A 14040-nucleotide genomic window follows, 5' to 3' on the forward strand; every position below is an offset into this window, starting at 1 on the left:
CAGGGTTGCAACCACAAGGGCAAAACCTGAACGATTGAATGCAGAACACTACCCCTAATAGGGAAATGTTTTGACATTCAGATGTTCAGGTTTTTTTTATTCTCTCCAATATACCTTTAATCCGTGTTTAATCAGAAAGGAAGAATAATACATGAAACACGAGCAATTAGCCAAAGACATTCTAACTGGTGTTGGTGGCAAACAAAATATTAATAGTGTTGTACACTGCGCGACCAGACTGCGATTCAAATTGAAAAATGACAACAATGCCCAAACGGACGAGCTCAAAAACCTCGACGGTGTTATCACTGTTATGCAGAGTGGAGGACAATATCAGGTCGTCGTAGGTAACGAAGTATCTGATGTCTACAAAGCACTGCTTCAAGTTGGGAATATGAGTGCTGATGAACCCGTGAGCGCAAGTGATGATGGTGACTCATCTGGCAAAAAAGAAAGCTTGCTTGGCCGTTTTATTGATTTGATCTCAGGTGTATTTACGCCAATTCTAGGTTTGCTTGCTGCAACAGGGATGATCAAAGGTTTCCTGTCCATGTTTACTTCACTTGAATGGATCGATCCTGCTTCCGGTACGTACCAATTGTTGAATGCAGCAGGTGACTGTCTGTTCTACTTCTTCCCAATCTTCTTGGGATACACAGCTATGAAAAAATTCGGTGGATCACCATTCCTTGGTATGGCATTCGGTGCATCACTGGTGTATCCGACGCTATCCGGATTAAGCACTGGAGATCCGCTGTATACGTTGTTTACAGGCACGTTGTTTGAATCACCGATTCATATTACGTTCTTAGGTATTCCAGTTATTTTGATGAGCTATTCTACATCCGTTATTCCAGTTATTATTGCTGCTTATTTTGGTTCCAAAGTAGAAGCATTCTTCAAGAAAATTATTCCGTCTGTGGTGAGAACATTCCTCACGCCATTCTTCACTATTCTCATCGTTGTACCCGTAACGTTCCTTTTGATCGGTCCAATCGCAACATGGGCAAGTCAGTTGATCGGTGCAGGTGTAACAGGTATTTATGACTTGAGTCCTTTGGTAACAGGTATTGTTGTTGGTGGATTGTGGCAAGTATTGGTTATCTTCGGTCTTCACTGGGGAATTGTGCCGATCATGCTTCTGAATCTGTCCACATTAAAAGCAGACCCTATTTTGGCTATGATGTTTGCTGCTTCATTTGCACAAATTGGTGCGGTTCTTGGTGTCATGTTGAAAACGAAAAATACTAAACTTAAATCATTGGGTGTACCTGCTTTTGTATCAGGGATCTTCGGTGTAACCGAGCCAGCAATTTATGGTCTTACGTTGCCACTGAAAAAACCATTTATTATGAGCTGTATTGCTTCAGCAACAGCAGGTGGTATCGTTGGTTTCGCAGGTTCCAAATTGTTTGTATTCGCTTCAGGTATTTTCGGTATTCCTGCTCTAATTAGCCCAACAGAAGGAATTAACTATGAATTCTGGATGGCTATGATCGCTACTGTAGTTGCCTTTGTACTGGCATTTGTATTGGTATATGTGATTGGGTTCAATGATCCTGCTAATCCGGAAGCTGCTAAACAGGCTCCAGAGCCAGTAAAAGAAGAAAAAGCTGCTCTTGAGCCTAATCCGAACAATCGTTACGAGATTTCCAGCCCAATGACGGGTGAGGTTGTTCCACTGCAACAAATTAACGATGCTACATTCGCGGGTGAGCATATGGGTAAAGGGATTGCTGTTCGTCCAACAAGTGGTAGAGTAGTATCCCCTATTAACGGTGTGGTGCAGACGATTTACCGTACTAAACATGCGATCGGACTTGTGGATGATCAAGGTGTAGAGATTCTGATTCATATTGGTCAAGATACAGTACAGCTCAAAGGTCAGCATTTCACAGCACACGTGAAGGATGGAGACCGTGTGAGTGTTGGCGACCTAATTGTTGAGTTTGATCTGCAAGCCATTGTTGAAGCAGGTTATGAGATTGTCACGCCTATTATCGTAACAAACACAGCGGACTATCTGGATGTGGTAGGTACGACTGCTCAGAACGTGCAAGAGAAAGATAAATTGATCACCGTAATTGGTTAAATCTAGTTTATTGTGCAATCATTTATTGGAAAATAGAATAATTTTCAAAGACAACTTCGAGCTTTTCGAAGTTGTCTTTTTCTTTTCCAGATACCGGGAAATAAATATTAGAATTTTTTAAAAATAACTGTTGCAAATGTAGTTCAGATGTACTATTATGAATTCAAGAAGTAAGCGCATACATCAATCGGATTGTAACTGTTCAATCAGGCAATTCCGACCAACCTTGGTCAGTGAAGATTGATCGCAACTTACTTTAGTTATTAAGATAACTAAATACCAATGTGTACAGCCTTACAGGGTTGCAACCGTTAAGGGCAAAACCTGAATTGCTGAATAACACGACTTATTTCCGGATGATCCGGTACGTTGTGTATGTTCAGTAGTTCAGGTTTTCTTTGTTTCAAAGGCATGGATGAGACACACTTAGAGGGGGAAATACAATGAGTAACTACGATCAATTGGCCAAGGATATTCTGTCACGTGTAGGGGGTCGCGAGAACGTAAACAGCGTATTCCATTGCGTAACAAGATTGCGGTTTAAACTGAAAAATGAAAGCGTAGCCAAAACGGAAGAACTTAAAAATCTGCCTGGTGTTATTACCGTAATGCAGAGTGGTGGACAATATCAAGTTGTCATCGGCAATGAAGTGCCGGATGTATATAAAGCCGTAGTAAAAGCAGGAAATTTATCCGCTGAAGGTCAGATCGATGAGAACGAAGCAGACTCTGGCCCTAAAGGGAATCTCTTTAACCGTTTTGTAGATATGATCTCCGGGGTGTTCACTCCAGTTCTCGGTTTGCTAGCAGCAACGGGGATGATCAAAGGTTTCACGGCGATGTTTGTGGCATTCGGATGGATTAATAATACGGAAGGTACGTATGCATTGCTAAATGCAGTGGGAGATTGCTTATTTTACTTCTTCCCAATCTTCCTTGGATATACGGCAATTAAGAAATTTGGTGGAAGTCCCTTCCTAGGTATGGCGATTGGTGCATCACTAGTATATCCAACGCTTGCAGGGATTAGAGCTGGAGAACCGCTATATACATTGTTTGCAGGAACGTTGTTCGAATCACCTATTCGGATTGAGTTTTTAGGTATACCGGTTATTTTGATGGATTATGCTTCATCTGTTATCCCGATTATTATTGCCACATTCTTTGCAGTGAAAATTGAAAGATTCTTCAAAAAGATTATGCCTAAAGTGGTCAGCAATTTCTTGGTTCCTTTCTGCACATTGCTAGTCATCGTTCCACTTACGTTCTTGGTTATTGGTCCAGTTGCTACTTGGGCAGGTCAACTGTTGGGAGCATTCACTTCATCGATTTACGGTTTGAGCCCACTGCTTACAGGTATCGTGATTGGTGGTTTGTGGCAAGTATTCGTACTGTTCGGACTTCACTGGGGACTTGTTCCATTAGTATTTGTTAACCTTGCAACTCTTGGATATGACTCGATTCTGGCCTTGTCTTTCGCAGCATCATTTGCTCAAACAGGAGCCGTGCTTGCAGTAACGCTCAAAACGAAAAACGCGAAGTATAAAACGCTAGGCGCACCGGCAGTGATATCAGGTATTTTTGGGGTAACTGAACCAGCCATTTATGGTATCTCGCTCCCATTGAAAAAACCATTCATTATGAGCTGTATAGCTGCAGCAATTGGTGGCGGTATTCTCGGCTTTGTTGGAACAAAAGGATACATTATCGGCGGACTTGGTATTTTCGGATTCCCAAGCTATATCAACCCTGAGGGAGGAATGGATTCTGTATTCTTCTGGACGGTTGCCGCTACAATTATCGCATTTATCCTAGGCTTCATTCTGACTTATGTTGTAGGCTTCAAAGAGCCAGCAGAAAAAGTGGCTGCTCCAGCACCAGTACTTGATCCAAACCCAAACAGCAGATATGAAATCATGAGCCCAATGGCTGGTGAAATCGTTCAACTGAAAGAAATCAATGATGTAACGTTTGCAGGAGAGCACATGGGTAAAGGGATTGCAATTCGTCCAACGAGTGGTAGAGTGGTGTCTCCAATTACAGGTACAGTACAAACGGTGTATCGGACTAAACATGCGATTGGTCTTGTAACTGATGATGGTGTAGAGATGCTCATCCATATCGGACAGGATACAGTACAACTGAAAGGGCAACATTTCACAGCACATGTGAAGGATGGAGATCGCGTTAATGTAGGTGATCTGATTATGGAATTCGATCTGCAAGCGATTAAGGATGCAGGATATGAGATTGTGACACCTATTATCATCACGAACACTTCAAGCTATCTGGATGTTGTAGGAACCAAAGAAGCATCAGTTCAAGAAAAAGATAAGTTGATTACTGTATTAAATTAAAGCAAATTTAAATAAGCCAAATTTCACAATGATATGGGAGGGCTACGCAATGTTTGAGAAGTTGACAGCCTTCCCAGAGAATTTTCTCTGGGGAGGAGCAACCGCAGCGAACCAACTGGAAGGTGCTTACCAAGAAGATGGCAAAGGCTTGACGACCGTAGATTTGATCCCAACGGGAGCCAATCGAATGAACATTGCACTGGGTAATCTAAGTTCTTTTGTACCTCAAGCTGGAGAATTTTATCCTTCGCATGAAGCGATTGATTTTTATCATCGTTACAAGGAAGATATCGCTTTATTTGCCGAAATGGGATTCAAGTGTCTTAGACTCTCCATCGCTTGGGCACGGATCTTCCCGAATGGGGATGAGGCTGAGCCTAACGAAGCAGGCTTACAATTCTACGATAATGTCTTTGATGAATTGTTGAAATATAACATTGAACCGGTTGTGACGATATGTCATTTTGATGTGCCAGTTCATCTGGTTGAAATGTATGGTGGATGGACAAACCGTAAGATGGTTGGTTTCTTTGAGAAATATGCAAAGACGTTATTCAACCGTTATAAGGGCAAAGTGAAGTACTGGATGACTTTTAATGAAATTAATATGTTGCTGCATCTTCCATATATCGGTGCGGGAATTGTACTTAAGGAAGGGCAAAACAAAGAACAGCTATTATATCAAGCAGCACACCATGAATTGGTTGCAAGCGCACTTGCTGTTAAAGCTTGTCATGAGATTATTCCAGGTGCACAGATTGGATGTATGCTCGCGGCAGGTATGGTGTATCCGTACACGTCCAACCCCGATGATGTATGGAAAGCAATGGAGTTAGATCGAGAATCCTTCTTCTTCATTGATGTACAGTCGAAGGGTGCATATCCAGGGTATACGAAGCGATTCTTCAGAGAACATAACATTCAGATTGAGATGCAACCGGAAGATGCAGATATTCTTCAACAAAACACGGTAGATTACATCGGATTCAGCTATTATGCGAGCCGTTGTACAAGTGCTGATCCAGAAGTGCTGAAAAATTCAACTGAAGGTAACGTCTTTGGTTCTGTGAAGAACCCTTATCTTCAAGCTTCCGAGTGGGGATGGACCATTGATCCGAAAGGACTACGCATTACATGTAATCAGTTGCATGACCGTTATGGCAAGCCACTCTTTATTGTTGAAAATGGACTCGGTGCAACAGATGTCTTATTAGACAACGATACCGTAGAAGATGATTACCGGATTGAATATCTGAACAGCCACTTCGCGGAGATGGCAGAGGCCATTCAGGATGGCGTTGAGATTCTTGGTTATACAAGCTGGGGACCCATTGACTTGGTCAGCGCAGGTACTGGTGAGATGAAGAAGCGTTACGGATACATTTATGTAGACAGAAATAACGACGGAAGCGGAACACTTCGTCGTGTAAGAAAGAAAAGCTTCCATTGGTATAAAGACGTTATTGCAAGTAATGGAGCACAATATTTCTGATTCCAGGTGTTCATAAAAGTAAGTTATTATACAAATAAAAGTAGACCAAGAACAGTCCCGTTCACACGGGATTGTTTTTTAATAGATAAGGAATTATTGACCTGAGCTCCGTTTGACGCGTGATATGAGGTTGATTATAATGTATTAATGTAGAAAATCTTGTCAACTAAGAAGGGGGAGTAATCAGCCATGAAGAAAAAATCACTTGCGTTTATATCTTCAGGATATGGATACTCCACTGCGGTATTTTTCTAGAATCCAAAACTCGGGAGAAGTCTGCCCAAATGGAGATCAAAATAATGAAAAACCGTAGAAAAATCTTAGGAATGATGAGGTAATGAACATGACAAATAAAAAAATTACGAGAAAAAACCCAACCAATATGCCGTCCCCTGTAGGGAATTATACGCATATCACAAAAATTCCGAGGAATGCAGAGTTGTTTGTGACATCGGGGCAGGTTGGCGTAGATGTGAATGGTCAATTTCCGAATACGTTGAATGAACAAGTCACCAATACATTTCACAATATCAAAACCGTTATGCAATCCGAAGATTTGCATGCTGAACATATTATAAAAGTGAATGTATGGGCAACGGAGAAAATAGATTGGGATTACCTGTACGGCGAATGGGAGCAATTATTCGATCATGATTATCCTGCAATGACCATTGGATATATTACAGAGTTAGGTTTGCCTGAGATTAAGATTGAAATTGAAATTTGGGCTGCAAAACTGTAAAACCAAATATATTTCTATACATGCGATAGAGCTTCTAACTTGTAGAAGCTCTATCGTTTTATTTGCATATTAACGATGAAATATAAGTCAACACGGTTCAACCAATTATGTTAGCGGTAAATGGGCAAACGTAGTTGAATTAAGGTACTTGCAGGCTCTGGTAGGCGTTCAACCGTCCATACTGCCAGTAAATGCCTGAACCCGATACAGGATCGGAGGCGAAGCAGAGTGCGTCACGTATCTGTGCGTTTGTCTTACCCTTGGCAGCGAGTAGAGCAGCTACTCCGGCTACATGCGGAGCCGCCATTGATGTTCCACTAAGGTAAGCATAAGAGCCGCCGAGATATGTGGATAAGATGGTGTCTCCTGGTGCAGCCATATCGACCCAAGAGCCATAATTGGAGAAATTAGATTTTAGATCAGAAGGGTCTGTTGAAGCAACCGCAATAACGTTGGGATAGGAGGCAGGCACGATTGGATATGAAGTGTTGTCATTGCCTGCTGCAGCGATAATGACGGCACCTCGATCCCAAGCATACTGTACGGCAGCTTGAAGGAATGCTTCACCCATCGGACCACCCAAACTTAGATTGATCACTTGAACACCATTGTTGGCTGCAAAAACAAGCCCGTTACCGACATTGCCCATTGTTCCTTGTCCGTTGTTATCCAGTACGCGAAGTGGAACGATGGAAGCTAGTGGTGCAACGCCTGCAATCCCGACACCGTTATTGGTGATGGATGCAGCAATGCCGGCTACATGGGTACCATGACCGTTGCCATCTTCAGGAATATTATCATAATCAACATAGTCGTAACCAGGGAGAAGCTTGGCGGCAAGTTCGGGATGATTCAGTTGCACGCCTGTATCAATGATGGCGATTTTGATCGTGCTGTTGCTCTGATTAATATCCCAGGCAGCAGGGGCATTGATTTTTGGTAGGTTATACTGGTAAGGGAAAAAAGGGTCGTTAGGCGTGAAAGAGGCATTAACGTAATAGTTGGGTTCCGCATGCTCAATCAGTTCATGATCCTTGTAATGTTTGAGCATACGATGCATGTTTTTACGAGATTCCAGACGGAACCAGCCCATATCTTCATACGTTTCAGCAACGTTACATCTACCTTTCCGGTGAAGCGTATGCATCTCGTCGGGGGTTGTCCCCTCTCTAAATTTGACTAAGAGCTGCTTGGGAGCGTGAGGATGAAACTTACTTTCTGCCATATGATCCACATAACGATAAACGAACCAGGTTATCATCATGATCGTTACTGCACTGATGCTAATCCATAACCACATGGAAGATACCCCCTCTAATTTGGATTGTGATACGACTTATCGTATGCAGAATCTATTAGATGGCTTGGGTGCTCTACCAATTTGGTTAGATGTGCAGATAGATTGATAGGATGACGGGAATTCGGTAAGATGGATGGAAGAGCAGATCGGCACGAACAGTATGCTGAGAAGTGCCAGCAATAAGCTCCAAATACAGAGATAAGGAACGTGGAATGTTTTGACACAATTTCTGATTAAACCGACAGTATCGCCTGTTCAGGTGCACCAGATTCAGGAAGCCATTGATTTTGCCATGCGAGTACGTCGTGAAGTGTTTACAATGTTGGATCACACGAGATTACCTCTAGATCTTGAGCAATTCAGTGCACATTATATGGAGTCCAAAGATGCTATTTTCTTGGTAGCTACGGTGGGTGAAGGTCAGATCGTTGGTTCTATCGGAATTCTGCCATATGATGATCGAATTGAAGCGATACAGGGGCGATATCCACAAGAGTCCGCAGCCGAGATCGTGAAATGTTATGTCGATCCTGCATATCGCAGATATGGTATTGGTTCGATGATGTTGCAAGCCTTGGAAAACAGGGTGATTGACATGAGGTACACAACGCTGTACTTACATACACATCACTTTTTACCTGGCGCCGTAGATTTTTGGAAACGTCAAGGGTTTACCATTATTACGGAACAGAATGATGACTGGCAGACTGTACATATGGATAAGCCAGCAGGCAAGATCGAATTGACTTAATGTTTACGAACTTTCTTTATTACCTAATATCACGAATTGGGGGAGTTATCTGTGTATACGAGTCTAATTGAGAAACTGGAGCATACCCAAGTCTTACGTTGGTTTCCGAATCGTCAGGTTCAAGAGAGCTGGATTGTTGAAATTGAACAGGAGCTTGGTTTTCCATTACCTCCTTCCTATCGCTGGTGGCTGCTGAATTATGGTGTAGCTCTCCTAAGTGGGACAGGTATTCTTACGATATCTCCTCCCGAACACCGAGAATACGCCGATACGGATATTTTGTATATGTATCGTCTTGCTGATGAAGATGCGAAGCGGGAAGGGAAGCTGGAGCTTTTTGTCCCGGATGAGGATGAAATATATTATTTCGATGTTCGAACAGCAGATGCCAATGGGGAATACAAGGTAATTAGGCTTGACTATTTAAATGGAGAACCTGAAGTGTATGCAGATTCTTTTGCTGCATTTTTGGAGAGGTTAATCGACGAACGTACGCCAAGGTAACTCATTATCGTATTCACAGACTATAGACTTACACAATGAGGGATAACGAGATGAAGAGAACGAATCAGAACACAGTGAAACCTAAAATGGTGTTTATTGATATTGATGGTACGTTGGTAGATGATGAAGGGAACATTCCGTTATCAGCACGACAAGCTTGTCAACAAGCACGCGAGAATGGGCATTTGCTTTATCTTTGTACAGGTCGTTCCAAGGCTGAGGTCTATGATGCGATCTGGGAAGTGGGGTTTGATGGCCTGATTGGTGCAGGCGGCGGTTATGTGGAATTTGGCGAACAGGTGTTATATCACAAAAAGGTTACAGTCGAAGCTGTACGCCAGATGGTTGATTTTTTCAACGAACATGACATTGACTTCTTTCTGGAATCGAACTCCGCACTTTATGGCAGCCGGAACCTGCAAGGTCACCTTGAGCGACGCATATATGGCGACATAGATAATGATCCATTAGCACGAGCCAAAAAAGAGCACCAGCCTCATCCTTTTATTGCAGGGATCACCTATGGTGAAACAGATCTGTATAAGCAGGACGTCAACAAGGTTTGTTTTCTGGAGAGTCCTTCAGTACCGTTTGAACGGATTAAACAGGAGTTTGATGGAAAGTTCGGTGTCATTCAATGCACTGTGCCCATCTTTGGAGAAGGTAGTGGAGAACTCTCGATACTAGGTGTACACAAGGCTGCCGCGATCGCTGATCTGATCGATCATGTAGGGATAAGCCGAGAAGACACCATTGCTATCGGTGATGGGATGAATGACGTGGAGATGTTAGAATTCTGTCATGTAGGCATTGCAATGGGCAATGCAAAACCTGGACTAAAAGCGATTGCAGACGATGTCACGGGAACCGTCCAAGAGGATGGGGTATACCATAGCTTTGTGAAGTACGGGTTAATTATAGGGTAGCTCCAGCTTTGTGGGTGTGGAGGAAACAAAGACCATTGAAGTCTAAGTGCACCCATATATGGTGAAAGGACGGTTGATGAATGAATGTCGGATCTGATGAAAATGGAATTCGAAATTACGGCCTTTGGATTAGAAGGTCACGAGGGGTATTCCGAGGCTTATCGCCAGAATGAGATTGTCCGCACAAAACTGGTATCGAGAGACACCACGTTAGGGGAAGTCGAAGTGGTCATTAAGGAACTGATGGCAGAGATCCGTCAGGAATTCATTCAGCCACCAGAATACGTTAATGCCAAAGTCGTTTTGAGGGTGAAAAGCGATAATGGAGAATTGAAGTATTTAGGGTGAATTCATTAATTGGACATCATCCGAACAATTGCAACTAATGCGCCAACCATTGCTCCTACAATGATAATACTGACTACCGTGAATATGAGCGTAAATTTTTTGCCATTCATATCTATCCCTCCCTGTTGTGAGTGTAACATATTTTGAACTTTAGAGATGAATTTTAGTTAAATAGAGAGCAGAAGCGCTGCTCTCTATTTAACATGTTTTTCATTAATATCTTGACCAAGAATGTACCTTTCCGTTGTGGAAATTGACATATGTGTTTCCGTATACCCATACTTCAATGGAACCTAATGCACTGGTGTATTCACTCGTGCGTGACGGGCCACCCCATGACAACAACACCTGATTAAATGTCATACCAATCTGTATCTGCTGTTTAGTAATGGCTTTCCATATAGATGATGACCATTTGGGGTAGTCTTCTCTAGGGTCTGTGTAATAAAACTGACCATCCAAAAAATCGTTTGGATCGTTTGTTAAGGGTAATTGGAATGAAACTGACTTCCCACTTGCACGTGTAGCTTTTACAATGACTTTATGGCTCTTGATTTCAACAGAACGAATCTTTATCTTTTCTAAATGATACAAGGGGTTGGATGAAGGTAATGCATTTTTGTCAGCCCATCTTTCGGCTCCTTGATATAACCAAATAAATCTTTCGTATTGATAATAATAACAGTAATTTGGAGCTTCACTACCAAATATGGATTCCTGAATCGTTTTGCCATTAACGAATTGAATGGTTACATCGGTTATGATACTAGAACGTGACATCGCAACGATCCAACCGACCTGATCCGCCTTGTAGGAATATATTTTCTCTCCAAAGTCGCTACGCTGTTCTTTCGGTACATTAGATAAGTCTTTCATAATCTTTTCGGTTTTAGCTGATCCCTTTTCGTCACCCCATAAGAAAGCTACCATTAGGTTCTCTTCATTTTTGACGGAATATCCAGATGCAGCCCTAAATTTTTCTAATGATATGTATGTTGTTCCTTTGTACAAAATCGTATCTTTTTTATCAATATACTGCTCTTTAAGTTTTGTTTTTACTTGAAAACCGTTACCTGAAGCGACAATTGAACCGATCTGTTTAAACATTTTAATCGGGATATATACCGTGCCACCGTCGGCTAAATAGGCTTGATCCTTATGGCTGGCCAGATTTCCATCAATAAATGTAGTGTAACGTACATCTTTGTAGGATTGTTCGAGCGCGTTCTTGGCTGCAAACGAGTGATGGGGTAGAAGGATCAATACTAAACTTAACACAATGAAGGCCAGTAACCCTTTACGTTGAATCGTCATAATATTCTCCTTTATTTTATTGTATTTTAAACTATAGCATGAAGAACGGATCTAGCAACAGCGAAAACATAATAAAGAACAACATAACAAGTTTATTTCTTCATCATTTCGACACCTCTGTCCGATATATATGATGTACGTCCAAAGCCTATAGACGAAAGGAGTGTGGATTATGGATATCGCAGCATTGTCTGTAGTCATGAGTCAAGCATCGGTTGCACAATCCGCGAGCTTGCAAGTGATGTCAATGACAAAAGATCTTGCGCATCAGCAAGGTCAACAAATGGCTGAAATGTTGAAATCAGCAGCTCCACATCCCAATCTGGGAGGAACATTGGATATCTCTGTATAGACGGTGCTCCAGCGTATGATGTATTCCAATTGGTTCAACCTGCAGCAAGCAAGCCCAAACAGCTCCAATTCGTAAGAATTGAGGCCGTTTGGGTTGTTCTTATTATTAGGGTTGAGTTTATCGTAAACGTGCATCGGAGAATCCAAATCTAAGCAGTCTGTACAAAGAAAATTCCTGCTAGTGGTACTTCGGATGCCTCTATATCGTTACGCAAAAATAAGTATCCATTCGCATCGGTAAGTCCTAATATATCTTGATACGGTGCGGGAAAATCTCCTGAATAGATCTGACATACGATACCGTATTGGTCTAATAGATGTGTAATCCCGTGTATACCATTAGGTGGACTTGAAGTAAGAAAGGAAAATGCAGGGAATTCTTGCTCGTCTAATTCAACTTCCGAGAACGCTACTCCGCACGACGGTATACACGCACCAGGGCTATGGGACATATATGGCGAGGTAGTTACTGAGACAAATGTACACCCACCCACTATGTTCTCATTCCACTCCAGCTCATCGCCGGTATATGTTACTTGATCTAGAAAATAATCTGTTGCCGAATAGGTGGAGAATACCGAGATGAGCGTATCTGCTGGCAAAGTGGCAGTATGAATATGCTTGGCAAGTTGATTACAATCGATTGAAAAGAGATGAATTAAAGGATCACCCTCTGGATTAAGGGGCCACTCTTGTACATATGCTTTGTCACCGCCGATCCATATCCCTGATTCTTTATTGGCATGATTGGGTTCAAATGTCATTTTCGTAACTTGGTTCATCATAAGCTCCTTAGTTGTTAATGCTATGGCTTCGAGTGTCTTACTTTCAGTGTTGAGTGAGAAAATGAAGAGATTTAAGACTGATCTTGAATAACATATCCGAAAATCTGCTTCGCATGGTTCCAATCGACACCGTAATTCCCTCTCCAGCCAGCCCATGGCATTTCCATATCTGAACGGCCGTTGGTATTGTTTAATTGTAACCCCGCTAGGTGAAGATCCTCGACATTTGTCCAATGGTTTGGGCTGAGGCTCAGCACCTGATTGGGTAGAATCCCTACCATAGCGAGAGATTGCAGTATGCCACGACGGATACCAGGCGTACCTTTGATTAACTTATTCGAGGTGAGACGCTTCTCATATTTTCCCGGAAATTCATCATCGGTGGCCTCATCTAGGCTGACAAGCAGTTGGTTGAAAATGTTGATATCGTCTGCTGTAGGTGTAATCGGTGTAGTCTCCAGCAGGTGTATGAATTCATACAGATCCACATAAGCACCGCGGCTAGTGCCTCCATAATAATTCCCCAAGTGGATCGCATAACGAATCCAGGAGATGTTCTCCCAGCCTTGGTCGTTGTGGCTAAACCCGCAGATTTTGCACATGAGAAACTTATCGGCTTCTTCGTAAGTATGGGGAATGGTATGAATCATCATATGATAGCTTGCAAGTGTCGATATGCCCCTCGGATAACTGCCGCCTACTCCTGCAATAAAAGCATCGGTAATTGTACGCCAGGAGAGGCTCTCATTTTGTTGTAGAGCAATCAGCTTGTCTATAATTTCATCATGTTCGATCTGTACGATGTCATTCACATTCCAATTGTGAACTTGCAAGAGTTCTTGTTCTGCAGCAGTCAGTGTATCAACCTGGTACAATGTAACTTGACGTTCACGGTCGTATACTCCATTCGAGTAATGATATAATTTCTTCAGAGTCCTAAGTAACTTCTTGTCCATAAAATCTCCTCTCACTGAACATTAGGTTAGCGTTCTTATACATAAGGATGGATTGTATTGTTTCTCTAAATTATATAAGGATAAGACAGGAATGGAAATCAGTACAAGGTACTAAATGGAGT

The 14040-nt window shown here is 42.2% G+C and carries 13 protein-coding genes; 9 read left to right on the top strand and 4 right to left on the bottom strand.

Annotated features, from left to right (window positions below):
- Positions 1-151: 151 nt before the first annotated feature.
- The 4 genes from M3636_RS05330 to M3636_RS05345 all read left to right on the top strand — a co-directional run bounded on the left by M3636_RS05330 (position 152) and on the right by M3636_RS05345 (position 6683).
- Complete coding sequence (locus M3636_RS05330; protein ID WP_145408954.1) at positions 152-2092, top strand: beta-glucoside-specific PTS transporter subunit IIABC; 1941 nt, start codon at positions 152-154, stop codon at positions 2090-2092.
- 443 nt (positions 2093-2535) lie between these two features.
- Positions 2536-4449: a beta-glucoside-specific PTS transporter subunit IIABC gene (locus M3636_RS05335; protein WP_251381478.1), complete on the top strand. Its 1914-nt coding sequence runs from the start codon at positions 2536-2538 to the stop codon at positions 4447-4449.
- Between the two features lie 49 nt (positions 4450-4498).
- The gene (locus M3636_RS05340) at positions 4499-5941 is read left to right on the top strand and encodes a 6-phospho-beta-glucosidase (protein ID WP_251381479.1); all 1443 of its coding nucleotides are present in this window, start codon (positions 4499-4501) and stop codon (positions 5939-5941) included.
- Positions 5942-6284: 343 nt separating this feature from the next.
- Entirely contained in the window at positions 6285-6683 is a 399-nt protein-coding gene (locus M3636_RS05345) for a RidA family protein (protein ID WP_251381480.1), read from the top strand.
- 139 nt (positions 6684-6822) lie between these two features.
- On the opposite strand, the gene M3636_RS05350 is transcribed toward M3636_RS05345, so the two are convergent.
- A complete protein-coding gene (locus tag M3636_RS05350; protein WP_251381481.1) occupies positions 6823-7983 on the bottom strand; it encodes a S8 family peptidase in 1161 nt (386 codons plus the stop codon).
- A 217-nt stretch (positions 7984-8200) separates the two neighbouring features.
- Here M3636_RS05350 and M3636_RS05355 point away from each other — a divergent pair, with 217 nt between their 5' ends.
- The 4 genes from M3636_RS05355 (at position 8201) to M3636_RS05370 (ending at position 10512) form a co-directional block, all read left to right on the top strand.
- A complete protein-coding gene (locus tag M3636_RS05355) occupies positions 8201-8734 on the top strand; it encodes a GNAT family N-acetyltransferase (RefSeq protein ID WP_251381482.1) in 534 nt (177 codons plus the stop codon).
- Positions 8735-8785: 51 nt separating this feature from the next.
- Entirely contained in the window at positions 8786-9238 is a 453-nt protein-coding gene (locus M3636_RS05360; RefSeq protein ID WP_128101695.1) for an SMI1/KNR4 family protein, read from the top strand.
- Positions 9239-9288: 50 nt separating this feature from the next.
- On the top strand, positions 9289-10164 hold the full coding sequence (locus tag M3636_RS05365; RefSeq protein ID WP_251381483.1) for a Cof-type HAD-IIB family hydrolase: 876 nt from the start codon (positions 9289-9291) through the stop codon (positions 10162-10164).
- Positions 10165-10248: 84 nt separating this feature from the next.
- Complete coding sequence (locus tag M3636_RS05370) at positions 10249-10512, top strand: hypothetical protein (protein WP_251381484.1); 264 nt, start codon at positions 10249-10251, stop codon at positions 10510-10512.
- A 213-nt stretch (positions 10513-10725) separates the two neighbouring features.
- Here the strand turns inward: M3636_RS05370 and M3636_RS05375 are convergent, their stop codons facing one another.
- Positions 10726-11826 (bottom strand): hypothetical protein, encoded by a 1101-nt coding sequence (locus M3636_RS05375; protein WP_251381485.1) that lies wholly within the window; start codon positions 11824-11826, stop codon positions 10726-10728.
- A 172-nt stretch (positions 11827-11998) separates the two neighbouring features.
- Here M3636_RS05375 and M3636_RS05380 point away from each other — a divergent pair, with 172 nt between their 5' ends.
- Entirely contained in the window at positions 11999-12178 is a 180-nt protein-coding gene (locus tag M3636_RS05380; protein ID WP_251381486.1) for a YjfB family protein, read from the top strand.
- Between the two features lie 148 nt (positions 12179-12326).
- Here the strand turns inward: M3636_RS05380 and M3636_RS05385 are convergent, their stop codons facing one another.
- Together M3636_RS05385 and M3636_RS05390 are read right to left on the bottom strand one after the other, a co-directional pair.
- A complete protein-coding gene (locus M3636_RS05385) occupies positions 12327-12962 on the bottom strand; it encodes a YwqG family protein (RefSeq protein WP_251381487.1) in 636 nt (211 codons plus the stop codon).
- 71 nt (positions 12963-13033) lie between these two features.
- Positions 13034-13918 (bottom strand): hypothetical protein, encoded by an 885-nt coding sequence (locus tag M3636_RS05390; RefSeq protein WP_251381488.1) that lies wholly within the window; start codon positions 13916-13918, stop codon positions 13034-13036.
- Positions 13919-14040 lie beyond the last annotated feature (122 nt).

Source organism: Paenibacillus sp. MER 99-2 (assembly GCF_023714095.1).
In the GTDB taxonomy this organism is placed as follows: Bacteria; Bacillota; Bacilli; order Paenibacillales; family Paenibacillaceae; genus Paenibacillus.